Raw genomic sequence first — 25,659 nt, 5'->3', positions numbered from 1 at the left:
TTCATAATAAACGCGCTATAATGGAATATAAAATTCATTCAGGCGAGCAAAATTCGTATTTGCGCGGGTAATCACATTTTCGCCAGGAGACCGTATGAACTGTTTAATTCGTATTCGTCAGCGCTACGCAGGGTTTGCCCAGAGTGATAAAAAGCTGGCGGATTTTTTACTTTCTCAGCCCGATCGCGCGCGACACCTCAGCTCCCAGCAGCTGGCAGGCGAAGCCGGGGTGAGCCAGTCGAGCGTGGTGAAATTCGCCCAGAAAATAGGCTATAAGGGCTTTCCGGCGCTAAAGCTGGCGATCAGTGAAGCACTGGTGAGCAACCCGAATCCGCAGTCAATGCCGGTGCATAACCAGATCCGTGGCGACGATCCGATGCGTCTGGTGGGCGAAAAGCTGATCAAGGAGAACGTGGCGGCAATGCATGCCACGCTGGATGTGAACACAGAAGAGAAACTGCTGGAAAGCGTAGCCATGCTTCGCGACGCGCGGCGTATTGTGTTGACCGGGATCGGCGCCTCCGGACTGGTTGCGCGTAACTTTGGCTGGAAGCTGACAAAAATCGGCTATAACGCCATCGTTGAACAGGATATGCACGCGCTGCTGGCGACCGTGCAGGCCATGGATCCTGACGATTTACTGCTGGCCATCTCCTATTCTGGCGAGCGACGTGAAATTAATATGGCCACCGACGAAGCCCTGCGCGTAGGGGGAAAAATTCTGGCGATTACCGGATTTAGCCCGAATGCGCTCCAGCAACGGGCAACCCGCTGCCTGTATACCATTGCCGAGGAACAGGCCACTCGCAGCGCGGCGATTTCGTCGACGAGTGCGCAGATGATGCTGACGGACCTGCTGTTTATGGCGCTGGTTCAGCAGGATCTGGAGCGTGCGCCAGAACGTATTCGGCACAGCGAAGAGCTGGTAAAAAAACTGGTTTGAACAACGAATGAGCGTATAATGCCCGCCCTGTTTGTGATGTTTCTGAGAATTTCCTGATGGCGCTGTTAATCACCAAAAAATGCATCAACTGCGATATGTGCGAACCCGAATGCCCGAACCAGGCGATTTCGATGGGCGACAGCATTTATGAGATTAACAGCGACCGCTGCACCGAATGCATCGGCCACTATGAAACGCCGACCTGCCAGAAGGTGTGCCCAATTCCCAATACGATCTTAAAAGATCCGGCACACGTCGAGAACGAAGAACAGTTGTGGGATAAGTTTGTCCTGATGCACCATGCGGACAAAATTTAACTCTCAATAATCACCGTCGCACAGGCATAGTGGCGTTCATCTGCAAGCGTTACGTGCATGTGCGCCACGCCCAGCTTTTCCGCCAGCTTAAGCGCCTCGCCCCATAAACGCAGACGTGGCTTACCCAGCTCATCGTTAAACACTTCAAACTGGTTAAACGCCAGGCCGTTACGAATGCCCGTGCCGAACGCTTTCGCCGCCGCCTCTTTTACCGCGAAGCGCTTTGCCAGAAAGCGCACCGGCTGTTGATGCGCCTCCCAGATAGCCCATTCGTTATCGCTCAGCACGCGTCTTGCGAGGCGATCGCCGCTGCGGGCGATCACCGCTTCAATGCGGGCTATTTCGACGATGTCGGTGCCTAAGCCCAGAATAGCCATTACTGGCGCGCTTCCAGCATCAGGCGCTTCATCTCGGACACCGCCTCTTTCAGGCCGCTCATCACCGCACGACCAATAATGGCGTGGCCAATGTTCAGCTCATGCATTTCCGGCAGGGCAGCAATGGCTTTTACGTTGTGATAGGTCAGGCCGTGTCCGGCGTTCACCTTCAGTCCCAGGCTCGCGGCGTAGGTTGCCGCTTTGGCGATTCGCTCCAGCTCTTTCGCCTGCGCTGCGTCGTTTTCGGCATCGGCATAGCAGCCGGTGTGAATTTCAATATACGGCGCACCCACGTCGGCAGCGGCTTTAATCTGGGTGAAATCGGCGTCGATAAATAAAGAGACCAGGATACCGGCATCCGCCAGGCGTTTGCAGGCATCGCGCATTTTGTCGAGCTGCCCGGCCACATCGAGACCGCCTTCGGTGGTCACTTCCTGACGCTTTTCCGGCACCAGGCAGCAGAAATGCGGTTTGGTCTCGCAGGCAATCGCCAGCATCTCTTCTGTCACCGCCATCTCCAGGTTCATGCGGGTATCCAGCGTCTGACGCAGGATGCGCACGTCGCGGTCAGTGATGTGGCGACGATCTTCACGCAGGTGGACGGTAATGCCGTCGGCGCCAGCCTGCTCAGCGATAAATGCCGCCTGAACCGGATCGGGATACGCGGTACCGCGTGCATTACGTAACGTGGCGATGTGATCGATATTGACGCCTAACAGTAATTCAGCCATGACAATCCTCGGTATTTTTGGTCATTTACCTTCTCCCTCTCCCTCCGGGAGAGGGCTGGGGTGAGGGGTAAAACATTAGCGTTTCGGCATAAACTGCCTGAATAATTCGCGGCTCTTTAAAGGTTTGCCCCCAAGATACGGCTTGAGCGCGATTCGGGTAAAGCGTTTTGCCGCACGCAGGGTGTCGGCGTCCGGGAACTCGCGTTCATACAGTGCTCTGAGCTGGCGCCCGGTAAAAGTGCTGTTATCGACGACGACACTGGCAATAAAGCCCTTTTCCTCACGATAGCGATAGGTCATGGTGTCTTCTACCTCGTCTCCGCTTCCCGCACAGTGCAGAAAATCAACGCCGTAACCAAGGTGCCCGAGCAGCGCCAGTTCGAAACGACGCAGCACAGGCTCAGGGGTGCCGGTTGCGCCAGCAAGTGCCTGAATACAGTGCAGGTAATCAAAGAAAAGTTCAGAGAAGCGGGTCTCATGTTCAAGAACCCGTGAAATGAGTTCGTTGACATACAAACCGCTGTAGAGCGTGATACCAGAAAGAGGAAGCGCCAGGGAGACGGCTTCAGCACTGCGCAGGGTTTTGACTTCCCCTCGCCCGCCAAAGCGGACCAGCAACGGGGTGAAAGGCTGCAAGGCACCTTTCAGATTAGAACGTCTGGAACGTGCGCCTTTGGCAACAAGGCGCACGCGACCGGACTCTTCCGTGAAGACGTCCAGCATCAGGCTGGTTTCGCTCCAGGGACGACTATGCAGGACAAAGGCGCGCTGCCATCCATCCATATGCTCGTCGTCTTAGGTTACTGATCTTCGCCGTAACCGAGGCTGCGCAGCGCACGCTCATCATCGGCCCAGCCAGATTTCACTTTCACCCACAGTTCCAGGTGAACCGGTGCTTCAAACATGTCCATCATGTCTTTACGGGCTTCGATTCCGATAGTTTTGATCTTGGCACCTTTATTGCCGATCACCATCTTCTTCTGCCCTTCTCGCTCAACGAGGATCAGACCGTTAATATCGTAGCCGCCACGCTCGTTGCTCTGGAAACGCTCGATCTCCACCGTCACAGAGTACGGCAGTTCAGCGCCCAGGAAACGCATCAGCTTCTCACGGATGATTTCAGACGCCATAAAACGCTGAGAGCGATCGGTGATGTAGTCTTCCGGGAAGTGATGAGTCGCTTCCGGCAGATGTTTACGCACGATGCCCGCGATGGTATCGACGTTCAGACCCGTTTCCGCAGACAGCGGGACGATGTCCAGGAAGTTCATCTGGCTGCCCAGCCATTGCAGATGCGGCAGCAGATCGGCTTTTTCCTGCACGTTGTCCACTTTATTGACCGCGAGGATCACCGGCGTTTTGCCGTCACGCAGCTTGTTCAGGACCATTTCGTCGTCCGGCGTCCAGCGGGTGCCTTCCACAACGAAAATCACCAGCTCTACGTCGCCAATGGAGCTGCTCGCCGCCTTGTTCATCAGACGGTTGATGGCACGCTTCTCTTCCATGTGCAGGCCCGGGGTATCGACGTAGATCGCCTGATAAGCGCCTTCAGTATGGATACCGACGATGCGGTGACGCGTGGTCTGCGCCTTACGCGAGGTAATGGAAATCTTCTGTCCAAGCAGATTATTCAACAGGGTGGATTTACCAACGTTCGGACGTCCGACGATGGCAATAAATCCGCAATACGTTTTTTCTTCGCTCATTCCAGCTCCAGCATTTTTAACGCCTGTTCGGCGGCAGCCTGTTCAGCCTTACGACGGCTTGAACCCGTGCCGACCACCGGTTCACTCAGGCCACTGACCTGGCAATGGATGGTAAATTCCTGATCGTGCGCTTCGCCACGTACCTGCACCACCAGATAGGATGGCAGCGGGAGGTGACGACCCTGCAAATATTCTTGCAGACGCGTTTTCGGATCTTTTTGTTTATCGCCCGGACTGATTTCGTCCAGACGGGTCTGATACCAGTTCAGGATCATCTTTTCTACGGTCTGGATATCGCTGTCCAGGAACACGCCACCGATTAAAGCCTCGACCGTATCGGCAAGAATGGATTCACGACGGAACCCACCACTTTTCAGCTCACCCGGCCCCAGACGCAGACACTCACCCAGCTCAAACTCGCGTGCGATTTCAGCGAGGGTGTTGCCGCGCACCAGCGTGGCGCGCATGCGGCTCATATCACCTTCGTCCACACGCGGAAAACGATGATAAAGCGCATTTGCAATCACGAAACTTAAAATAGAGTCGCCTAAAAACTCGAGACGCTCATTATGTTTGCTGCTGGCACTGCGATGGGTTAATGCCTGTTGCAACAACTCCTGATGATGAAAAGTGTAGCCCAGCTTCCGTTGAAGCCGATTAATTACGATGGGGTTCATGCGATACCAATAAATGAATGCGTCAAAAATGCAGCACACGAAACCGACCTGAGAAAACCAACGCGGTTTCGTGTGCCGTGGCACCCTTGCAGGGCCAACCTTAAACTTCGGGGGAATATTCTATACGCAACGACAGGGGATGTCGTTAGTTCAAAGAGATTTATCGCTGAAATAATTCACGTAGCGGTAAATAAAAGCCGCTACGTGTTATTTTTGACGAAAATTAATGAATTCCGCCAATACGATTCAGGCGAACGCCGGTCGGCCACTCGCCTTCCTGCTTCTCGAAACTCATCCAGATAGCGGTTGCTTTACCGACCAGATTCGCTTCCGGCACAAAGCCCCAGTAACGGCTGTCCGCAGAGTTATCGCGGTTGTCACCCATCATGAAGTAGTGTCCCGGCGGCACAATCCAGGTCGCCAGCTGCTGGCCTGGCTGCTGGTAGTACATTGCTAGCTGGTCCTGTGCGATTGGCACGGTCAGAATGCGGTGAGTGACATCGCCCAGCGTCTCTTTGCGTTCAACCAGACGAATACCGTTCTCTTTGGTTTCACCTTTTGGCACCTGGAAGAATCCGCTGGTCGCTTCACCGCCATTACGGCGGGCGAAGGTCTGCACAAAATCACCTGGTTCAACGTTGGAGTAAGTGACTGGCAGCGCATTTTCACATGCAGTTCCAGAGCTACAGCCTGGCTGAATCCTCACTTCCTTCGCTATCGGATCGTAGGTTACTTTATCGCCCGGCAGACCTACCGCGCGTTTAATATAATCCAGCCGTGGATCTTCCGGATATTTAAACACCACGATGTCGCCACGTTTCGGATGACCCGTTTCGATCAGCGTTTTCTGGTAGATCGGATCTTTGATGCCATAGGCAAACTTCTCAACCAGAATGAAATCACCGATCAGCAGCGTTGGCATCATCGATCCTGACGGGATCTGGAACGGTTCATAGATAAATGAACGCACCACCAGCACAATCGCCAGCACCGGGAAGACCGATGCCCCTGTTTCCAGCCAGCCCGGTTTTGGGCCGACTTTTTTCAGGGTTTTCGCGTCCAGCGTATCGCCCGTGGCTGCCTGCGCGGCAGCCTGACGTTCACGGCGTTTTGGGGCGAAGATAAACTTATCCAGGCACCATAACAGACCTGTTACCAGGGTAGCGATGACCAGGATCAGGGCAAACATGTTCGCCATGCCAACTCCTTAAGGTTATTTACCGTTTCCGTCTTTACCAACATGAAGGATGGCAAGGAATGCTTCCTGCGGCAGCTCAACGTTACCGACCTGCTTCATACGCTTCTTACCTTCTTTCTGCTTCTGCAACAGCTTTTTCTTACGGCTGACGTCGCCGCCGTAGCACTTAGCCAGAACGTTTTTACGCAGTTGCTTCACGGTTGAACGGGCAATGATGTGGTTACCAATGGCCGCCTGAATCGCAATGTCAAACTGCTGACGCGGGATCAGCTCTTTCATCTTCTCAACCAGCTCACGACCACGGTACGGTGCGTTATCGTTGTGGGTGATCAGCGCCAGGGCATCAACACGCTCGCCGTTGATCAGCACGTCTACGCGAACCATGTTCGAGGCCTGGAAGCGTTTGAAGTTGTAGTCCAGTGACGCATAGCCACGGGAGGTAGACTTCAGACGGTCGAAGAAGTCGAGCACCACTTCCGCCATCGGAATTTCATAGGTCAGCGCCACCTGGTTACCGTGGTACACCATGTTGGTCTGCACGCCACGCTTCTCAATACACAGGGTGATCACGTTGCCGAGGAACTCCTGCGGCAGCAGCATGTGACACTCTGCGATAGGCTCGCGCAGTTCCTGAATATTATTCAGCGGCGGGAGCTTGGAAGGGCTGTCGACGTAGATGACCTCTTTCGACGTGGTTTCTACTTCGTAGACAACCGTCGGGGCGGTGGTGATCAGATCCAGATCGTATTCACGCTCCAGACGTTCCTGAATGATCTCCATGTGCAGCAGACCGAGGAAGCCACAGCGGAAGCCGAAGCCCAGCGCCGTTGAGCTTTCTGGCTCATAGAACAGGGAAGCATCATTGAGGCTCAGCTTTCCGAGCGCATCGCGGAAGTTTTCGTAATCGTCGGAGCTGACCGGGAACAGACCCGCATAAACCTGCGGTTTCACCTTTTTGAAGCCTGGCAGCGCTTTATCTGCCGGGTTACGTGCGCCGGTCAGGGTATCGCCCACTGGCGCGCCGAGGATGTCTTTAATTGCACAGACCAGCCAACCCACTTCGCCGCATTTCAGTTCGGTACGGTCAACCTGTTTTGGCGTGAAAATGCCAAGGCGGTCAGCGTTGTAGACCTGCCCGGTGCTCATGACCTTGATTTTGTCGCCTTTACGCATGGTACCGTTTTTAATACGCACCAGCGAGACAACACCCAGGTAGTTATCAAACCAGGAGTCGATGATCAGCGCCTGGAGCGGCGCATCCGGGTCACCTTCCGGCGGCGGAATGTCACGCACCAGACGTTCCAGTACATCCGGAACACCTACGCCGGTTTTTGCCGAGCAGCGCACTGCATCGGTCGCATCGATACCGACGATGTCTTCAATTTCTTCCGCTACGCGCTCAGGATCGGCGGCTGGCAGGTCGATTTTATTCAGAACCGGCACCACTTCGAGATCCATTTCCATGGCGGTATAGCAGTTTGCCAGCGTCTGGGCCTCTACGCCCTGCCCGGCATCCACCACCAGCAGCGCGCCTTCGCAGGCCGCCAGCGAGCGTGACACTTCATAAGAGAAGTCAACGTGCCCTGGGGTGTCGATAAAGTTCAGCTGGTAGGTTTCACCATCGGAAGCCTTATAGTCGAGCGTCACGCTCTGGGCTTTAATGGTAATACCGCGTTCGCGTTCCAGGTCCATGGAGTCCAGAACCTGGGCTGCCATTTCACGATCAGACAGGCCACCGCAAATCTGGATAATACGGTCAGACAGCGTCGACTTACCGTGGTCAATGTGAGCAATGATCGAAAAGTTACGTATGTTCTTCATATAGTTAAATAATTATGCCTTACGAATTCCTGGAGGCCGCTGTTCTTAGCCTGACGTTTTTCAGTGCGAAAACGCAGCATTCTACACTACAACCTCGTCTGCTGGAAATGCACTTAGAGTCAGGTATAGCGCGAAGAGACGGCGTTTACTTTATTGCGATGTAAATAATAATAAAGCCCGGCAGATCACCGGGCCTCAGAAGAGAGCGTCTCAACACGAAGTTGGTCGGGTGCCAGTGCAACGCTGAGAATGACGGGCTGCCAGGCTTCCCGGGCGGTAAGCCTTGGGGAAACGCCTTTAGCAAGCCAGAACCCGCCCACACCGCCCAAGGCGGCACCGCACATGGCGGCCAAATCTGTGCCGAACAGCATCTGGAAAACCCCGCCCATCACGAAAAGTCCGGCGAGCGGAGAAAGGTAAACCAGTATGGCGGAAGTGAGCAGGCTGCCTTCAGCGATGCCGAGCTCCACTTTTTGCCCTGCCACCAGCGGCTGATCGCTCGACACAGCAATAGTGTGCGACGTTTGCGGCCCCAGCTTATTCAATACGCGGCTGCCGCAACCGGCTCGCGAAGCGCAGCTGCTGCATGATGCTTTAACGTCACAGCTGACAAGCGCTACGCCATCCTGCCAGGATACGACCGTCGCCCACTCTTTAATCATTGCGCAGCCCTGAATTTAATGCTGTCTGAAATACGTTTTGCTGTTGGCGGCGGTAATTCACCAACAATGGTAATTTCCGCATTATCGCGTACCGTCGTGCTAACCGTCCGGCGACCGGTACGGAGCATCTGTTCGGAACTGTTCGCCGTAGCGCGATTGATATTCACCGAGAAGCTAAATAGCCCATCGGAATAGAGGCGCGATTCAACCGGTGTTTCGATAGTCGGCAGCTGGCGACGGCTGCTGGATACTTCGCTGAATCCTTGCGGGATCCAGGAAGGTACCCAGTTGAAATTGACAGAATCGCCGGCAGGTACGGAAAGCAAAGGCGGTAGGCTGGCTTTGGCCAGATTCTGCATACTGTTGCCAACCTGACCGTTCACGTCGAAGGAGATCACGCGGAACTGCTCCAGCGTTTCACCGTCGCGATCGAGCAGATCAACGCGCATCGGCAGCTTCGTCTCTGCGTCAATCCAGACGATATAGCTGTAACGTGTCCCATCCCGCGCGACTACGCGGATCACTTCGCACAACCTGTCGGCAATACGCGTTCGCCCCACCGAGATAAAATCATAGTAGGGGGCGAGACGTTTAAAATCGGTGTAAATGAGCGATGGCAGGGAATCAACGATGTAGTCACCATTGAGCGTAAACGGCTCAAGGCCTGGCTCGAAATAACTGATTTCGTTCCCACGCTGGACCACTTCCCGACGCGGGCCATCCATCTGTAAAAGCTGGGCGAGCGGCTGATTATCAAGGCGGGCGTGGCGATAGCGTAACGATTCGACACCCTGCTTATTGATGCTAATAAATGCCAACTCGTAATTGAGTGACTGGCTGGCCAGATTCATTTGCTGCAACAACGCCCCGGATGAAACATCAGCCGAGGCGTTAGCAGAGAAGAACAGGCTACCCGCCATCAAAGACATGGCGAACCAAAGTTGCTTCATTACTGCGATTGCGTTCCTAAAGTTTGGTTTCCTGGCACCTGCACAGCAGCCTGCTGGGTTTGGGCCTGCTCAAACTGAAGCTGCTCGGAGTGCAGACGACGCTGCAACTCGTAATCCTGCAACATCGCATTAATGCGACGACGCTGCTCCTGTACCTGCTGTTGCTGTCCGCCGCTTGCGGAGGCATCTGCCGGTACGCCCAGGCTAACCGGACTGGCTTTACCCATCATCGGCAGCGTATTGAACACTGGTGCTTCAGGCTGCTGACTGGCTTCAGACTGGGTATTATAGTGCTGGACCCCAACGATAACTGCAAGCGATACACACGCAGCGACTCCCATCTGGGTGAGCTGGCTGGCCCATGGACGCACCTTGTGCCAGAACGGCATTTTCTGCCATTGGTGAGGTGCAGGCTGCGCTTCAGGAATAAGCGGCGTGGTCTGATGAACAGGTTCGTTCTCAATGGCCGCCATAACGCGTGCTGAGATATCGAAATGGAGAACATCGCTGGTATCACCCCGCAGAGTGTCGCGGATAAGATGATAGTTTTCCCAGGTCTGTTGCATTTCGGGAGAATGAGACAACTCATCGAGCAGCTCACTATCCAGCATTTCACCATCCATTAAAGCGGAAAGTTTTTCTTTCTGCATGCCTAATACCTTTTCCAGTATCCCGCTATCGTCAACGCCTGATAAGCGGTTGAACTTTATTATCAATGGCTTCTCGCGCACGGAAAATTCGTGAACGAACCGTGCCGACCGGACAATCCATGATGGCGGCTATCTCTTCATAGCTTAGGCCATCCAGCTCCCGTAACGTAATTGCCATGCGTAAATCTTCCGGGAGCGACTCGATCGTGCGAAAAACGATTTGTCTCAGTTCTTCTGACAACATTAAGTTCTCAGGGTTCGAAATTTCTTTCAGCGCGCCGCCACTTTCGAAGTTTTCTGCATCGATAGCGTCAACATCACTTGAAGGCGGACGACGCCCCTGAGCAACCAAATAATTCTTAGCCGTATTGACTGCAATACGATACAGCCAGGTATAAAAAGCACTATCCCCCCGGAATGAATCCAGCGCGCGATAGGCCTTAATAAAAGACTCTTGTACCACATCAGGAACATCGCCTGACGGTACATAGCGGGAAACCAGACTCGCTACCTTATGCTGGTAGCGCACCACCAGTAGGTTAAAAGCTTTCTGATCTCCCTTCTGGACCCGTTCAACCAGGACCTGGTCCGTTAACTGCTCGCTCATCCGAGGTAATGTCTCCCCAAACCAAATTCCACGCGTTATCGAAACGCCACTCTAACAACATTGCACTTTGAGCAAGCACCGAATTAGAGCGTCTGTTCTTCAATAAGTTCCGTAACGCCTTTGTTTTTGTTCATCGCGCCGCAGACCGTTCATTTTCTCTCATTATAAGTCTGTTCACGATACGCACCCGCTTTCTGACAAGAATCATTAACTTTATCGTCAGAAGAGTAACGCAACACAGGCTTTATTTCACCACAAAATCTGAAGCTAACGATCTGCTTCGCAAAATAATTCCAGTCATTTAGCGATGATTTAACTTCCGGCCATCCGTTTAGTCATTGCAACACGCTTCAAAAAAAACGTGCGATAACTCGCATCACAATGCTATTCTGCCCAGACCATGTTTAGTAAATTAAACAAACATCATGAATACAACGCCTGAACTGCATTGTGATGTACTGATTATCGGCAGCGGTGCTGCTGGCCTTTCCCTCGCGCTGCGCCTGGCGGAATATCAGAACGTAATCGTGCTGAGTAAAGGGCCGATGAGCGAAGGTTCCACCTTCTATGCACAAGGCGGTATTGCCGCCGTGTTTGATGAAACGGACAGCATTGCCTCACACGTAGAAGACACTCTGATTGCCGGTGCCGGGATCGTGGATGAGCATGCCGCAGAGTTTGTCGCCAGCAATGCCCGCCACTGCGTGCAATGGCTTATCGACCAAGGCGTGCTGTTTGATACGCAGGTTCAGCCTAATGGTGAAGAGAGCTATCATCTGACCCGTGAAGGCGGGCACAGCCATCGCCGTATTCTGCACACTGCTGATGCAACAGGAAAAGCGGTTGAAACCACATTGGTCAGTAAAGCCCTCAGCCATCCCAATATTCGGGTGCTGGAGCGCAGTAACGCCGTCGACCTGATTATTTCCGATAAAATTGGCCTGCCCGGCACGCGCCGTGTTGTCGGCGCATGGGTGTGGAATCGGAATAAAGAGAAGGTGGAAACCTGCCAGGCTAAAGCCGTTGTGCTGGCGACCGGCGGCGCCTCCAAGGTTTACCAGTACACGACTAACCCGGATATCGCCTCCGGAGACGGTATCGCCATGGCCTGGCGCGCAGGCTGCCGCGTAGCGAATATGGAGTTTAATCAGTTCCATCCTACCGCCCTGTTCCACCCGCAGGCACGTAACTTCCTGTTAACTGAAGCGTTGCGCGGCGAAGGCGCGTATCTCAAGCGACCGGACGGTTCCAGGTTTATGCCGGACTTCGATCCCCGAGGTGAACTTGCCCCGCGGGATATCGTGGCCCGCGCCATTGACCACGAGATGAAGCGGCTTGGCGTGGACTGTATGTATCTGGACATTAGCCATAAACCGGCAGACTTTATTCGCCAGCACTTCCCGATGATTTATGAAAAGCTGCGGAGTCTGGGTATCGATTTAACCCGCGATCCGGTGCCGATTGTGCCTGCCGCCCACTATACCTGTGGCGGGGTGATGGTTGACGATCATGGTCGTACCGACGTGGATGGTTTGTATGCGATCGGCGAGGTCAGTTACACCGGCCTGCATGGTGCGAATCGCATGGCATCAAACTCATTGCTGGAGTGTCTTGTGTATGGGTGGTCGGCTGCGGAAGATATAACCAAACGCATGCCCTATGCACGTCCAACAACGCACCTGCCAGCATGGGATGAAAGTCGGGTAGAGAACCCGGACGAACTGGTTGTTATCCAGCATAACTGGCACGAGCTGCGGCTTCTCATGTGGGATTATGTCGGGATTGTACGCACAACGAAGCGTCTGGAACGCGCGTTACGCCGCATCATGATGTTGCAGCAGGAAATTGATGAATATTACGCCAACTTCCGCGTTTCCAATAATCTGCTGGAGCTGCGCAACCTTGTGCAGGTTGCCGAGCTGATTGTACGCTGTGCGATGATGCGCAAAGAGAGTCGTGGCCTGCATTATACGCTGGACTATCCCGTCCCGCTGGAAACGTCCGGCCCGTCGGTGTTGACGCCGCAGGTTCACATAAACAGATAAAAGGCCTGGGTCAGGGCAGTGTAATCTTCGGAATAACGCTGGTCTGGCCCGCGAATAACCATCCTGTCGGTAAAGCACTCCCCCTCTTTCGGCGAGAGCGCCAGCAACACACGGTGCGGTAAGCGACCTTCCGTATCCGAAATATCGGTACGAAGACGCAAACTCCAGCCGATATCCCGAGCGATCTCAATGAAGGTGTTACCCGTGCTTTCGGGCAAGACCACGCAGAAAAATCCCTCTTCCGAGATGAGTTCCGCCGCGCTGGTCAGTAGCGCCTTGTGATCGAGCGAGCCGGTGTAACGTGCCTGCTCGCGTTCCGGCGTTCCACACTCCACACCTGGTGTGAAATACGGCGGATTGCTGACGATCAAATCGTAACGCGCAGTCTGCTCCGGTGCCCAGGTCAGGACATCGGCACATTCCACCCTGATCCGTTCTGCCCACGGAGAATCGGCAGCGTTTTCGCTTGCCTGCTGGGCCGCCTGAGGATCAAGCTCAACGGCGTCGATCGTGACGTGTTCTTCGGTACGCTGCGCCAGCATCAGCGCCTGAAGTCCGCTGCCCGTACCAATATCCAGAATGCGTTTTACACCTGCGACAGGGGCCCATGCACCCAGTAAAATACCGTCTGTACCGACTTTCATTGCGCAACGATCGTGCGCCACAAAAAATTGTTTAAACGTAAAACCATCGCGGCGCAACTGCGCTTTGAGTTGAGACATGTCAGGGCAACCTTCTGTGTGAAACTGGAGTAGCATAGGGGAAAGCGAAGTGGTCGAAAAGCGATATCCATACAAACAGATGAAGATTACAGCCGTAACGTCTATAATCAGCGCCCCACACAGAGGTAGAACATGACTGTAACGACTTTTTCCGAACTTGAACTCGATGAAAGCCTGCTCAATGCTCTTGAGAGTAAAGGCTTTACACGCCCGACCGCCATTCAGGCCGCGGCCATTCCGCCTGCGCTTGAGGGCCGCGATGTGCTCGGTTCTGCGCCAACCGGCACGGGGAAGACAGCAGCCTACTTGCTGCCTGTGTTGCAGCATTTGCTCGATTTTCCGCGTAAAAAATCAGGGCCGCCGCGCATTTTGATCCTGACCCCGACCCGTGAACTGGCGATGCAGGTTGCCGAACACGCGCGTGAGCTGGCGGCGAACACCCATCTGGATATCGCGACCATCACCGGCGGCGTAGCGTATATGAACCACGCCGAAGTGTTCAGCGAAAACCAGGATATCGTTGTCGCGACGACAGGCCGTCTGCTGCAATACATAAAAGAAGAGAACTTCGACTGCCGGGCGGTGGAAACGCTGATTCTCGATGAAGCTGACCGCATGCTGGACATGGGCTTTGCCCAGGATATCGAACACATCGCGGGTGAAACGCGCTGGCGTAACCAGACAATGCTGTTCTCGGCAACCCTTGAAGGGGATGCCATTAAAGATTTCGCCGAACGTCTGCTGGAAGATCCGGTGGAAGTGTCCGCTACGCCATCGACGCGTGAGCGTAAGAAGATCCACCAGTGGTACTACCGCGCAGATAACCTTGAGCATAAGGTTGAGTTGCTGAAACATCTGCTGAAGCAGGAAGAAGCAACCCGTACCATCGTCTTCGTACGTAAACGCGAGCGCGTGCATGAGCTGGCAGAAATGCTGCGCAACGCTGGCATCAACAACTGCTATCTCGAAGGTGAAATGGCACAGGTTAAGCGTACCGAAGGGATTAAGCGCCTGACCGATGGTCGCGTGAATGTGCTGGTTGCAACCGACGTTGCCGCGCGCGGGATCGACATCCCGGACGTGAGCCATGTGATCAACTTTGATATGCCGCGCAGCGGTGATACTTACCTGCACCGTATTGGTCGTACCGGCCGTGCGGGCCGCAAAGGGATTGCTATTTCTCTGGTAGAAGCGCACGACCATCTGCTGCTCCAAAAAATTGGCCGCTACGTTGATGAGCCGCTAAAAGCTCGTGTGATTGACGAACTTCGTCCGACGACACGTGCGCCGAGTGAAAAAATGACGGGTAAACCGTCCAAGAAAGCGCTCGCGAAACGTGCTGAGAGAAAAGAGAAAGAAAAAGAGAAGCCGCGCGTGAAGCAGCGCCACCGCGATACCAAAAATATTGGTAAGCGCCGTAAGCCAAGTTCTGCTGCGCCAGAGACAAAAACTGAAGAGTAAAAAAAAGCCGGGACATTCCCGGCTTTTTTATTCCACCCCCGAAGCTGAAACCTTACAGGCTTTCAGTAAAGGTACGGGCGATAACGTCGCGCTGCTGTTCCGGAGTCAGAGAGTTGAAACGCACCGCATAGCCAGACACACGGATGGTCAGCTGCGGGTATTTTTCTGGGTTCTCAACAGCATCCATCAGCGTTTCACGACGCAGGACGTTAACGTTCAGGTGCTGACCACCTTCCACGCGCACTTCTGGTTGCACTTGCATTGGAATTTCACGGTATTCAATTTCGCCCAGTTTGCTCACCGGAACGATTTCGTCTTCCGCAAAACCTGCTTTCGCTACTACACAGCGCGCTTTGTTTTTCTCGCTGTCCAGCAGCCAGAAAGAGTTCAGCAGATCGTCATTTGCAGCTTTAGTAATCTGGATACCTGTAATCATGTGTTGCCTCCCTTAGGCTACATTAACTGATGCTGGCCTTTTGCGGCCAATTGGTAAAACCATTGTTTGTTGTGTGTATATATAACATTCAGACCCGGGTGATTTATTGATTTAAATCAACAAAATCACTAACCACATAAAGAGTGTGGTCTGAATTTTTTGTTTTAGATCAATTTTAATGATTTACCAATTCAACTTACCCTGCCTGGTTTTCAACATAAATTGAGACACTTAGCCGCTTTTCCGCGGGTAATTTTGCTCACCAGGCATTAGCAGGTAAGCTAGGCAGAGAATGAAATTCCCAGGAGAGCGAGATGACAACACCTTTAACCTGGCATGACGTGCTGGCAGAAGAGAAGCAGCAGCCCTATTTTATTAATACCCTCAGTACCGTTGCGGCTGAACGGCAGGCCGGCCAGACAATTTATCCACCGCAGAAAGATGTATTTAACGCCTTTCGCTACACCGAACTGAGCGACGTGAAGGTGGTTATACTGGGGCAGGATCCGTACCATGGTCCCGGGCAGGCTCACGGACTGGCATTTTCCGTGCGTCCGGGCGTGGCCATTCCCCCTTCTCTGCTGAATATGTATAAAGAGCTGGAAGGAACGATTCCGGGTTTCACCCGCCCTAATCACGGTTATCTGGAAAGCTGGGCGCGCCAGGGCGTGCTGTTGCTGAATACCGTATTAACCGTCCGGGCGGGTCAGGCACACTCCCACGCCAGTCTGGGATGGGAAACCTTTACCGATAAGGTTATCAGCCTAATCAATGAGCATCGTGAAGGCGTCGTGTTTTTACTCTGGGGTTCACATGCCCAAAAGAAAGGGGCGATTATCGATCGTCAGCGTCATCACGTACTGAAGGCACCGCACCCGTCGCCGCTGTCTGCGCATCGCGGTTTCTTTGGCAGTAACCATTTTGTTCTGACGAATGAGTGGCTGGAAAAGCGTGGCGAAAAGCCGATTGACTGGATGCCTGTGTTACCGGCAGAGAGTGAGTAGGGTTTTGAATGTGCCGGGTCAGGCCCGGCACATAAAAGGCTTATGCTTTGTTCTGACGCCACCATTCGGCCAGCAGCACGCCGGTCGCAACGGATACGTTCAGGCTTTCAACGTTGCCAGTGCCGTCGATAGAAACGCTCATGTCAGCGCTGGAGAGTGCCGCATCAGACAGACCATCACGCTCCTGACCTAACACCAGCACCATTTTGCGCGGCAACGTCGCTTTAAACAGCGGCGTAGCGGCACGGCTTGAGGTGGTGACAATGGTGTAGCCCGCGTTACGGAATTGCTCAAGGGCCTCCAGCACGCTGTCGCCGGTGATCGGCTGAACATGCTCAGCACCGCCTTCCGCGGTACGGATTGCCGCACCGGATTCCAGCAGCGCGGCATCCTGCAACAGAACGCCTTTAACGCCAAAGTGCGCGCAGCTACGCATCATAGCGCCCAGGTTATGCGGGTTACCCACATCTTCCAGCGCCAGCACACAGTCATCGGCATCCGCCTGGCTGACCCACTGCTGCACGGTGGTGCCGTTACGTTTTTTGATCAGGAAGCAGACGCCGCCGTGGTGTTCAGTCCCGGACGCTTTTGTCAGCTCGGCATCGTCAACCACGTGGTAGGCTTTACGGTTCGCCGCCATCCAGCGCAGCGCTTCTTTAAAGCGCGGGGTCACGCTCTGGATAAACCATGCGCGAACGATACACTCCGGGCGGCTCTGGAACAGGGCCTGACAGGCGTTCTCGCCATATACACGGGTTTCTTCCGCACGCTGACGACGCAGCACTTCCGGATCGATAAAGCTTTTTCCGCTGATACCGCCGTGATCGGCTTTTTCGGTCGCCTCTTCACCGGGCGCGCGAGAAACGGTACGCCATGGCGATCCACCGTCGCGGACAAAATCATCGCGTTTGCGATCGTCACGCTTACGGTCATCACGTTTGCGGTCATCGCCGCGGTTATTTCTGTCATCGCGGGCGGGGCGACGGCCACCGTCTGCACGAGAAGACGCCGGACGCCCGCCACCTTTTCCGGTACGCGGATTTTGGGTGCGTTTATCAGAGTCATCATCACTGCGGACATACATCACTTTGACCTTGCCGCTTTTGTTTTTCATTTCGTCGTTCATGCTTTTCTCCACCAGCGCTGCGCGAAGCGCGCAGATTACCCGATGTGCAAGCTCATAGCCATAATTTCGTACAAAAGCCTGTGACTATTGTTCCCATTGAATAAAACGCGTTGTCGATTTATACAGGCTCACTGATAATATGTAACATATCAGAAACATTATCGGCGTTCTGCCGTTGTTCCACGGCTCTATCAGAGGTTAGTTATGAATACCGTATGTGCCAACTGTCAGGCTTTAAACCGCATTCCGGACGATCGGATGGATGACGGTGCGAAATGCGGGCGTTGTGGCCACGAATTATTTGATGGCGATGTCATTAACGCGACGGGTGCTACGCTGGACAAACTCCTCAAGGACGATCTGCCGGTTGTGGTCGATTTCTGGGCACCGTGGTGCGGCCCCTGCCGTAATTTTGCGCCCATCTTCGAAGACGTGGCTGAAGAGCGCAGCGGGAAAATGCGTTTTGTTAAAGTGAATACCGAAGCGGAACGTGAACTCAGCGCCCGTTTTCGCATTCGCAGCATTCCAACCATTATGATTTTCAAAAATGGGGAAGTGATCGACATGCTCAATGGTGCAGTACCGAAGGCACCTTTCGACAGCTGGTTAAACGAATCCCTGTAACATTCACGGGGCACATCTTGTGCCCCGTTCTCTCCTCTGCGAAAATGGGTTTTTTCCTGCCTTTTCGCCCATGACTGATAACGCTGTACTTCAATTACGCGCCGAGCGCCTTGCGCGCGCAACCCGCCCTTTTCTGGCCCGAGGCAATCGTATTCGCCGCTGCCAGCGCTGCCTTTTACCGCTGAAAGTGTGTCTGTGCGAAACGCTTGCACCGAGCGAGGCTAAAAGCCGTTTTTGTCTGGTCATGTTCGATACCGAACCGATGAAGCCCAGCAACACGGGGCGTTTGATCGCCGATATTCTGCCCAATACCGCAGCGTTTCAGTGGTCGCGCACTGAGCCACCTCAGGCTCTGCTTGACCTGGTGGCAAACCCGGACTATCAGCCCATGGTCGTTTTCCCGGCATCATATGCAGGCGAACAACGCCAGGTGCTTACGGCGCCATCATCCGGTAAGCCGCCGCTGTTTATTATGCTCGACGGCACCTGGACCGAAGCAAGAAAGATGTTTCGCAAAAGCCCTTATCTTGATGCGCTGCCGGTGATTTCCGTCGATCTGTCGCGTGTTTCTGCCTATCGCTTACGAGAAGCGCATGCCGAGGGTCAATATTGCACCGCTGAAGTCGCCATTGCGCTACTGGATCTGGCGGGCGATACCCAGGCGGCCAGCGCATTAAGCTCCCACTTCTCCTGCTTCCGCGAACGTTATCTGGCAGGAAAAACCGTTCATAAGGGTAGCGTCACAGCAACAGAGACAGAAAGCGTTTAAAATCATCAGGTCGCTTGCATTCACAGGAGGCCTGCATGAGCCAGAGAGGGTTAGAAGCGCTACTCCGTCCGAAATCCATTGCCGTTATTGGCGCCTCGATGAAACCGGACCGCGCAGGGTATCTGATGATGCGTAACCTGCTGGCTGGCGGGTTTAACGGCCCGGTCATGCCCGTTACGCCCGCTTATAAAGCGGTACAGGGGGTGCTGGCATGGCCGGACGTGCAAAGTTTACCGTTTGTTCCCGACCTCGCCGTGCTCTGTACGCATGCGAAACGAAACCTCGAATTGCTTGAGTCGCTCGGTCAGAAAGGCTGTAAAACCTGCATTATTCTTTCCTCGCCTCCTGAACAGCAGCCCGAACTGCTGGCCTGCGCCAGCCGCTACCAGATGCGCATTCTTGGTCCAAATAGCCTCGGTCTGCTTGCGCCCTGGCAAGGGCTGAATGCCAGTTTTTCCCCGGTTCCGATCCGTAAAGGCAAACTGGCCTTTATTTCACAGTCGGCAGCGGTATCCAATACCATCCTCGACTGGGCGCAGCAGCGTGAGATGGGCTTTTCCTATTTCATCGCCCTCGGCGACAGCCTGGACATTGACGTCGATGAGCTGCTGGATTTCCTGGCGCGTGACAGCAAAACCAGCGCTATCCTGCTCTACCTTGAACACCTGAGTGACGCCCGTCGTTTTGTGTCGGCGTCGCGTAGCGCATCGCGTAATAAACCGATTCTGGTCATCAAAAGCGGACGCAGCCCCGCGGCTCAGCGCCTGCTGCAATCCCATTCCGGGATGGATCCCGCATGGGATGCAGCGATCCAGCGCGCCGGTTTACTGCGGGTACAGGATACGCACGAGCTTTTTTCCGCCGTCGAAACGTTGAGCCACATGCGTCCCCTGCGCGGTGAAAAGCTGATGATTGTCAGCAACGGAGCCGCTCCCGCCGCCCTGGCGCTGGACGAGCTCTGGCTACGCAACGGCAAGCTGGCCACGCTGAGTGAAGAGACGCTCCAGCGCCTGCGGGACGCGTTACCGGGAAGCGTTGTTCCCGATAATCCCCTCGATTTGCGCGATGATGCCAGCAGCGATCGTTACATTAAGGCGATCACGATTTTGCTGGATAGCCAGGACTTTGATGCGCTGATGATTATCCATTCGCCCAGCGCGGTTGCGCCAGGCAGCGAAAGTGCACGAACGCTGATTGAGGCTGTCCGAAACCATCCGCGCGGCAAATACGTCACCCTGCTGACCAACTGGTGCGGCGAGTTCTCCTCGCAGGAAGCGCGACGTCTGTTTAGTGAAGCCGGGTTGCCAACCTACCGTACGCCAGAGGGCACCATAACCGCGTTTATGCATATGGTTGAGTACCGCCGCAACCAGAAGCAGCTGCGTGAAACGCCTGCCCTACCGGGCAACCTCACAGCAAATTCGGTGGACGTACACAGTTTATTGCAACAGGCCATCGAAGAGGGCGCCACTTCGCTTGATACGCATGAAGTGCAACCCATTCTTGGCAGCTATGGGATGCAAACACTGCCGACCTGGATTGCCGGTGACAGCGCTGAGGCGGTACATATCGCTGAGCAGATTGGCTATCCGGTCGCGCTGAAGCTGCGCTCCCCCGATATTCCGCACAAATCGGATGTTCAGGGCGTCATGCTGTATCTGCGCACCGCGACAGAAGTACAACAGGCCGCGGATGCCATTATCGATCGCGTTAAAATGACGTGGCCACAGGCCCGGATCCACGGCCTGCTGGTGCAGAGCATGGCTAACCGAGCAGGTGCGCAGGAGCTGCGCGTGGTCGTCGAACACGATCCGGTTTTTGGTCCACTCATTATGCTGGGTGAAGGCGGCGTTGAATGGCGGCCAAAAGAACAAGCGGCTGTCGCGCTTCCACCTCTAAACATGAACCTGGCGCGTTATTTGGTTATTCAGGCCATCAAAAGTAAAAAAATCCGCGGCAGAAGCGCTCTGAGGCCGCTTGATATCGCCGGGTTAAGCCAGTTTCTGGTGAAGGTCTCCAACCTCATTGTTGACTGTGCGGAGATCCAGCGCCTGGACATCCACCCGCTCCTCGCTTCCGGAAATGAATTCACTGCCCTCGACGTGACGCTGGAAATTGCGCCATTTGTCGGTGACCGGGAAAGCCGTCTCGCCATTCGTCCTTATCCTCTCCATCTGGAAGAGTGGGTGGAGATGAAAAATGGAGAGCGGGCACTGTTTCGCCCTATCCTGCCGGAAGACGAGCCGCTGCTGCGAACGTTCATCTCGCAGGTGACGAAAGAAGATTTGTACTATCGCTATTTCAGCGAAATTAATGAATTTACCCACGACGATTTAGCCAATATGACCCAGATCGACTACGATCGAGAAATGGCGATTGTGGCGGTCCGCCGTTCCGCAGAGGGAGAAGAGATCCTCGGCGTGACGCGTGCCATTTCCGACCCGGATAACGTGGATGCGGAGTTTGCCGTACTGGTGCGTTCCGATCTTAAAGGTTTGGGTTTGGGCAGACGGCTGCTCGAAAAACTCATTGGTTATACGCGCGATCACGGATTGTCACGGCTCAATGGCATTACTATGCCAAATAATCGGGGTATGGTGACCCTGGCGCGGAAGCTCGGTTTTGACGTTGATATCCAGCTGGATGAAGGCATTGTCTCTTTGTCCCTCAGCCTGACTTCGACGGATAAACAAGAGTAAGCTGCTGGAAATGTTACCCACTTTTCCCGGCACTGGGGTATCATTGTCCGCTTATGTTGTTTGCCTGGTACAGACAACCCTTCAATGAACAGAGAAGAAACGCACTGTGATGTTGTCAAAATTTAAGCGTAATAAACATCAACAACACCTTGCTCAACTACCGAAGATTTCTCAGTCAGTTGATGATGTAGAGTTCTTTTATGCTCCCGCTCATTTCCGGGAGACGCTTCTTGAAAAGATTGCCAGCGCTACGCGACGTATTTGCATTGTGGCGCTCTATCTTGAACAAGATGAAGGTGGGCGTGCGATCCTGAACGCGCTCTATGAAGCGAAACGTCAGCGTCCGGAACTGGATGTTCGCGTGCTGGTTGACTGGCACCGTGCTCAGCGTGGCCGTATTGGTGCGGCTGCCTCGAATACCAATGCTGACTGGTATTGCCGCATGGCCCAGGAAAATCCGGGTATTGATATCCCGGTATATGGCGTACCGGTGAATACCCGTGAAGCGCTTGGCGTTCTTCATTTTAAAGGATTTATCATTGATGACAGCGTCCTTTATAGCGGCGCCAGTCTGAATGATGTGTATCTCCATCAGCTCGATAAATACCGTTACGATCGCTACCATCTTATCCGCAATCCGCAGATGACCGACATCATGTTCAACTGGGTTGATAAAAACCTGGTTCATGGCCGGGGTGTGCATCGTCTTGACGATCCTCATCGCCCGAAAAGCCCGGAAATCAAAAACGACGTTCGCTCCTTCCGCCAGGAGCTGCGCGATGCGGTTTATCGTTTCCAGGGTGATGCCAATAATGAAGAACTGTCCGTTACGCCTCTGGTAGGCCTGGGTAAATCCAGCCTCCTGAACAAGACTATCTTCCATTTGATGCCGTGCGCGGAGCATAAGCTCACCATCTGCACCCCGTACTTCAACCTTCCCGCCGTTCTGGTGCGTAATATCATTCAGTTGCTGCGTGATGGTAAAAAGGTGGAAATCATTGTCGGGGATAAAACGGCAAACGACTTTTTCATTCCGGAAGATCAGCCTTTCAAGATCATCGGCGCACTGCCTTATCTCTATGAGATTAACCTGCGCCGCTTTCTGAGCCGTTTACAGTACTATGTGAACACGGACCAGCTCGTCGTGCGCCTCTGGAAAGATGAAGATAACAGTTATCATCTCAAAGGAATGTGGGTTGATGACGAGTGGATGCTGCTTACCGGTAATAACCTGAACCCACGCGCCTGGCGTCTGGATTTGGAAAACGCCATTCTTATTCACGATCCTCAGCATGCGTTAGCCGCGAAACGCGATCGTGAGCTGGAGCTTATACGCACGCATACCACACTGGTTCGTCATTATCGCGATCTGCAAAGCATCGCTGATTACCCGGTGAAAGTTCGCAAGCTGATTCGCCGTCTACGTCGGATCCGTATCGATCGCCTCATCAGCCGCATTCTGTAATACACGAGCCCTGTCATCGACGGGGCTTTTTTTATGGAGCCTGTTAATGCGTACGCCTTGCCTGATAATCCCTCTTTTGCTGTCAGGTTGCAGCCATATGGCTAATGATAACTGGTCGGGTCAGGATAAAGCTCAGCACTTTCTGGCGTCGGCAATGATGTCCGCTGCGGGTAATGAGTATGCGCTGCACCAGGGTTATAGCAGGGATCGAAGTGCCACAATAGGCCTGATGTTCTCCATCAGCCTGGGGGCATCAAAAGAACTTTGGGATAGCCGCCCCTCGGGAAGTGGCTGGAGCTGGAAAGATTTTGCCTGGGACGTAGCCGGGGCAACAACCGGCTACGCCGTCTGGCAGATGGCGCATTATTAAAGGCGGATACCTTTTCCTTTGCGATGCAGCATCAGCGAGACAATAAACGCCAGCGCTCCCATTACGGTGACATACCAGAAGAAGGTCGTTTCACTGCCCCACGACTTAAGCGATAGCGCGACATACTCCGCCGAACCGCCGAACAGGGCATTCGCGACCGCATAAGACAGGCCTACGCCCAGCGCCCTCACCTGTGCGGGAAACATTTCCGCTTTCAAAATGCCACTGATTGCCGTGTAAAAACTGATAATAATGAGCGCCACCATGATTAAAGCGAAAGCGGCATACGGAGAGGTTGTATGCTGTAGCGCCGTCAAAAGCGGAACGGTACCCAGGGTGAGCATGCCGCCAAAGATCAGCATGGAGGTACGGCGACCAATTTTGTCCGACAGCGCGCCGACAATCGGCTGGATGAGCATAAAGACGAGTAACGCCACCGTCATGACGACACTCGCAACGTTTGCATGCATGCCCGTGGTGTTAACCAGATATTTTTGCATGTAGGTGGTGAAGGTATAGAAACTTAGCGAGCCCGCGGCGGTAAAACCTAACACCATCAAAAATGCTTTGCGGTTTCGCCAGAGTCCCTTCATCGAGCCCGCCTCTTTCAGCGCCCTGACCTCCTGTTGAGAGGTTTCATCAAGCTGACGGCGTAGCCATAGGGCGACAACCGCCAGGGCAGCGCCCATAGCAAACGGGATGCGCCAGCCCCAGGCGCGCAAATCTTCATCGCTAAGGATTTGTTGCAGGATCACCACAACCAGTAACGCCAGCAGCTGTCCGCCGATGAGGGTCACATACTGAAATGATGCATAGAAACCTTTTCGGCCTTCAACCGCCACTTCGCTCATGTATGTCGCACTGGTGCCGTATTCGCCACCGACTGACAGCCCCTGGAACAGACGTGCCAGCAGCAACAATGCGGGTGCCCATGTTCCGATAGTGTCATATCCGGGCAGGCAGGCAATCACCAGCGAGCCGACGCACATCATGCATACGGAGATGAGCATGGAGGTCTTGCGCCCTTTTCTGTCTGCGATCCTGCCGAATAGCCATCCACCGATAGGGCGCATCAGGAACCCGGCGGCAAAAACGCCCGCGGTTTGCAAAAGCTGAGTTGTGGTGTTCCCTGACGGGAAAAAGATATGCGCAAAGTAGAGTGAACAAAATGAATAGACGTAAAAGTCAAACCACTCTACAAGGTTTCCTGATGAGGCCCCAACGATTGCCCAAACCCGACGGCGAGTATCCTTACCTGCCAAATTGGTGTTATCCGTATCTGCACTGGCTACGGTTTCTGTCATTTTAATATCCCCTGTCTCACATTGCGGGCCTTTGCCCACAAACAGTAAAACCGGATTTAAAACGAATCGTTAGGTAAATAAAATGTTTCCAATATGTTTCATTGCGTTTTGTGAACTCGATCAGCTATCTAATTATTAGCGGACGCAGTAATTATCCCCAGGACTGCTGGTGGGCCTTTTTTCGCTGCAAGTAATCTTCGTCTGCACGAATTTTATCCCACCACTTTTTGAAGACTGCGGCTGCTTCTGCTTTTACTGGATCGTGATCGAGGGGTTTGACTTGTCGTTCCGCATCATACTTTTTACCGCCCTTATGATTCGCGTATCGCCGGGCGCGGGTATAGCCCATTTGTATGAATTTACGCGCCATATCCATACCTACAAAATCGTTTTTACTGCGGTACTCTTCAAAGAGAGCGTATATCTCTTGTGCCGAACGCGCTGCGACTTCAGAATTTTTAAAACGCCAGTGTGGAAGGATTTCGCTTTTATAAGGCTCGACCATCAATACGCCCTGCTCACCCCGGCCAACCTGATACCGTTCGGGATGTTCGCGAAAATTTATATTTGCAAAATCTTGTTGGTAATCAAAAGGACGAGTCAAAGCGGCACCATTGTTAAAATCGTTTTAACAATTGTAGGCCGGATAAGGGGAAGCCGCCATCCGGCATGTTTTTCCGCGCACAAAGCAAAAAACCCCGCACCTTCCGGTACGGGGTTCTTTCTGTTTGATGCCTGGCAGTTCCCTACTCTCACATGGGGAGACCCCACACTACCATCGGCGCTACGGCGTTTCACTTCTGAGTTCGGCATGGGGTCAGGTGGGACCACCGCGCTAAAGCCGCCAGGCAAATTCTGTTAATCTGTATCAGGCTGAAAATCGTGTCTGTCTCTTCGCCGAAACAGCTTCGGCGTTGTAAGGTTAAGCCTCACGGTTCATTAGTATCGGTTAGCTCAACGCATCGCTGCGCTTACACACCCGACCTATCAACGTC

General features: G+C 53.8%; 26 protein-coding genes and 2 rRNA genes. 10 read left to right on the top strand and 18 right to left on the bottom strand.

Features of this window, described 5'->3' with window-relative positions; genetic code table 11:
• The first annotated feature begins 94 nt into the window (after positions 1-94).
• Together L350_RS21915 and L350_RS21920 are read left to right on the top strand one after the other, a co-directional pair.
• Complete coding sequence (locus L350_RS21915) at positions 95-943, top strand: MurR/RpiR family transcriptional regulator (protein WP_023300733.1); 849 nt, start codon at positions 95-97, stop codon at positions 941-943.
• Positions 944-999: 56 nt separating this feature from the next.
• The gene (locus tag L350_RS21920) at positions 1,000-1,260 is read left to right on the top strand and encodes a YfhL family 4Fe-4S dicluster ferredoxin (RefSeq protein ID WP_023300734.1); all 261 of its coding nucleotides are present in this window, start codon (positions 1,000-1,002) and stop codon (positions 1,258-1,260) included.
• Here L350_RS21920 and acpS read toward each other — a convergent pair.
• The 11 genes from acpS to rpoE form a co-directional block, all read right to left on the bottom strand.
• The gene (gene acpS / locus L350_RS21925) at positions 1,257-1,637 is read right to left on the bottom strand and encodes a holo-ACP synthase (protein WP_015572144.1); all 381 of its coding nucleotides are present in this window, start codon (positions 1,635-1,637) and stop codon (positions 1,257-1,259) included. The genes L350_RS21920 and acpS overlap by 4 nt on opposite strands.
• On the bottom strand, positions 1,637-2,368 hold the full coding sequence (gene pdxJ, locus L350_RS21930; RefSeq protein WP_015572143.1) for a pyridoxine 5'-phosphate synthase: 732 nt from the start codon (positions 2,366-2,368) through the stop codon (positions 1,637-1,639). The genes acpS and pdxJ overlap by 1 nt, the downstream gene beginning before the upstream one ends.
• Positions 2,369-2,443: 75 nt before the next feature.
• On the bottom strand, positions 2,444-3,151 hold the full coding sequence (gene recO / locus L350_RS21935) for a DNA repair protein RecO (RefSeq protein WP_015572142.1): 708 nt from the start codon (positions 3,149-3,151) through the stop codon (positions 2,444-2,446).
• Between the two features lie 17 nt (positions 3,152-3,168).
• Positions 3,169-4,074, bottom strand: a complete 906-nt coding sequence (era, locus tag L350_RS21940) for a GTPase Era (protein ID WP_022649038.1) — start codon at positions 4,072-4,074, stop codon at positions 3,169-3,171.
• The gene (rnc, locus tag L350_RS21945) at positions 4,071-4,751 is read right to left on the bottom strand and encodes a ribonuclease III (protein WP_023300736.1); all 681 of its coding nucleotides are present in this window, start codon (positions 4,749-4,751) and stop codon (positions 4,071-4,073) included. The genes era and rnc overlap by 4 nt, the downstream gene beginning before the upstream one ends.
• Positions 4,752-4,974: 223 nt before the next feature.
• A complete protein-coding gene (lepB, locus tag L350_RS21950) occupies positions 4,975-5,949 on the bottom strand; it encodes a signal peptidase I (protein WP_022649040.1) in 975 nt (324 codons plus the stop codon).
• A gap of 15 nt (positions 5,950-5,964) precedes the next feature.
• On the bottom strand, positions 5,965-7,770 hold the full coding sequence (gene lepA, locus L350_RS21955) for a translation elongation factor 4 (RefSeq protein ID WP_022649041.1): 1,806 nt from the start codon (positions 7,768-7,770) through the stop codon (positions 5,965-5,967).
• Positions 7,771-7,955: 185 nt separating this feature from the next.
• Positions 7,956-8,432, bottom strand: a complete 477-nt coding sequence (gene rseC, locus L350_RS21960) for a SoxR-reducing system protein RseC (RefSeq protein ID WP_022649042.1) — start codon at positions 8,430-8,432, stop codon at positions 7,956-7,958.
• Positions 8,429-9,382 (bottom strand): sigma-E factor regulatory protein RseB, encoded by a 954-nt coding sequence (gene rseB / locus L350_RS21965; protein WP_022649043.1) that lies wholly within the window; start codon positions 9,380-9,382, stop codon positions 8,429-8,431. The genes rseC and rseB overlap by 4 nt, the downstream gene beginning before the upstream one ends.
• On the bottom strand, positions 9,382-10,032 hold the full coding sequence (gene rseA, locus L350_RS21970; protein WP_022649044.1) for an anti-sigma-E factor RseA: 651 nt from the start codon (positions 10,030-10,032) through the stop codon (positions 9,382-9,384). The genes rseB and rseA overlap by 1 nt, the downstream gene beginning before the upstream one ends.
• Positions 10,033-10,063: 31 nt before the next feature.
• Positions 10,064-10,639 carry an RNA polymerase sigma factor RpoE gene (gene rpoE, locus L350_RS21975; protein WP_006176728.1) on the bottom strand — a complete coding sequence of 192 codons (576 nt, stop codon included), beginning with the start codon at positions 10,637-10,639 and terminating at the stop codon, positions 10,064-10,066.
• Positions 10,640-11,064: 425 nt separating this feature from the next.
• On the opposite strand from rpoE, the gene nadB reads away from it, so the two are divergent.
• Complete coding sequence (gene nadB, locus L350_RS21980) at positions 11,065-12,684, top strand: L-aspartate oxidase (RefSeq protein WP_032623749.1); 1,620 nt, start codon at positions 11,065-11,067, stop codon at positions 12,682-12,684.
• Here the strand turns inward: nadB and trmN are convergent.
• Positions 12,669-13,406: a tRNA(1)(Val) (adenine(37)-N(6))-methyltransferase TrmN gene (trmN, locus tag L350_RS21985; protein ID WP_023306727.1), complete on the bottom strand. Its 738-nt coding sequence runs from the start codon at positions 13,404-13,406 to the stop codon at positions 12,669-12,671. The two genes, nadB and trmN, sit on opposite strands and share 16 nt — an antisense overlap.
• Before the next feature lie 132 nt (positions 13,407-13,538).
• Here trmN and srmB point away from each other — a divergent pair, with 132 nt between their 5' ends.
• A complete protein-coding gene (gene srmB / locus L350_RS21990) occupies positions 13,539-14,867 on the top strand; it encodes an ATP-dependent RNA helicase SrmB (RefSeq protein WP_022649047.1) in 1,329 nt (442 codons plus the stop codon).
• 52 nt (positions 14,868-14,919) lie between these two features.
• Here srmB and grcA read toward each other — a convergent pair whose 3' ends face one another.
• Positions 14,920-15,303 carry an autonomous glycyl radical cofactor GrcA gene (grcA, locus tag L350_RS21995; RefSeq protein WP_032623745.1) on the bottom strand — a complete coding sequence of 128 codons (384 nt, stop codon included), beginning with the start codon at positions 15,301-15,303 and terminating at the stop codon, positions 14,920-14,922.
• 314 nt (positions 15,304-15,617) lie between these two features.
• Between grcA and ung the strand changes: the two genes are divergently transcribed.
• Positions 15,618-16,307: a uracil-DNA glycosylase gene (gene ung, locus L350_RS22000; protein ID WP_003860729.1), complete on the top strand. Its 690-nt coding sequence runs from the start codon at positions 15,618-15,620 to the stop codon at positions 16,305-16,307.
• Positions 16,308-16,347: 40 nt separating this feature from the next.
• Here ung and L350_RS22005 read toward each other — a convergent pair whose 3' ends face one another.
• Complete coding sequence (locus L350_RS22005; protein WP_023300740.1) at positions 16,348-17,433, bottom strand: tRNA/rRNA methyltransferase; 1,086 nt, start codon at positions 17,431-17,433, stop codon at positions 16,348-16,350.
• A gap of 204 nt (positions 17,434-17,637) precedes the next feature.
• On the opposite strand from L350_RS22005, the gene trxC reads away from it, so the two are divergent.
• The 5 genes from trxC (at position 17,638) to L350_RS22030 (ending at position 23,360) form a co-directional block, all read left to right on the top strand.
• Positions 17,638-18,057 carry a thioredoxin TrxC gene (gene trxC, locus L350_RS22010; protein WP_003860733.1) on the top strand — a complete coding sequence of 140 codons (420 nt, stop codon included), beginning with the start codon at positions 17,638-17,640 and terminating at the stop codon, positions 18,055-18,057.
• A 70-nt stretch (positions 18,058-18,127) separates the two neighbouring features.
• The gene (gene tapT / locus L350_RS22015; protein WP_032623743.1) at positions 18,128-18,826 is read left to right on the top strand and encodes a tRNA-uridine aminocarboxypropyltransferase; all 699 of its coding nucleotides are present in this window, start codon (positions 18,128-18,130) and stop codon (positions 18,824-18,826) included.
• 35 nt (positions 18,827-18,861) lie between these two features.
• Complete coding sequence (locus L350_RS22020; RefSeq protein ID WP_032623742.1) at positions 18,862-21,525, top strand: bifunctional acetate--CoA ligase family protein/GNAT family N-acetyltransferase; 2,664 nt, start codon at positions 18,862-18,864, stop codon at positions 21,523-21,525.
• A 109-nt stretch (positions 21,526-21,634) separates the two neighbouring features.
• Complete coding sequence (gene pssA / locus L350_RS22025) at positions 21,635-22,990, top strand: CDP-diacylglycerol--serine O-phosphatidyltransferase (protein ID WP_032623741.1); 1,356 nt, start codon at positions 21,635-21,637, stop codon at positions 22,988-22,990.
• Between the two features lie 46 nt (positions 22,991-23,036).
• The gene (locus L350_RS22030) at positions 23,037-23,360 is read left to right on the top strand and encodes a YfiM family lipoprotein (RefSeq protein ID WP_032623739.1); all 324 of its coding nucleotides are present in this window, start codon (positions 23,037-23,039) and stop codon (positions 23,358-23,360) included.
• On the opposite strand, the gene L350_RS22035 is transcribed toward L350_RS22030, so the two are convergent.
• The 4 genes from L350_RS22035 to L350_RS0122045 all read right to left on the bottom strand — a co-directional run.
• Positions 23,357-24,664 carry an MFS transporter gene (locus L350_RS22035; protein ID WP_032623738.1) on the bottom strand — a complete coding sequence of 436 codons (1,308 nt, stop codon included), beginning with the start codon at positions 24,662-24,664 and terminating at the stop codon, positions 23,357-23,359. The two genes, L350_RS22030 and L350_RS22035, sit on opposite strands and share 4 nt — an antisense overlap.
• A gap of 151 nt (positions 24,665-24,815) precedes the next feature.
• Entirely contained in the window at positions 24,816-25,268 is a 453-nt protein-coding gene (locus L350_RS0122050; RefSeq protein WP_032622345.1) for a DUF4385 domain-containing protein, read from the bottom strand.
• Positions 25,269-25,397: 129 nt separating this feature from the next.
• Positions 25,398-25,513: ribosomal RNA gene (gene rrf, locus L350_RS22040) — 5S ribosomal RNA — on the bottom strand.
• A gap of 69 nt (positions 25,514-25,582) precedes the next feature.
• A 23S ribosomal RNA gene (locus L350_RS0122045) occupies positions 25,583-25,659 on the bottom strand; the annotation flags it as partial.

Origin of the sequence: Enterobacter sp. MGH 4, from assembly GCF_000534735.1 — a bacterium.
Taxonomy (GTDB): Bacteria; Pseudomonadota; Gammaproteobacteria; order Enterobacterales; family Enterobacteriaceae; genus Enterobacter; species Enterobacter intestinihominis.
Note: the sequence above shows the minus strand (reverse complement) of the source record. Positions and strands in the feature narration are given on the sequence as shown.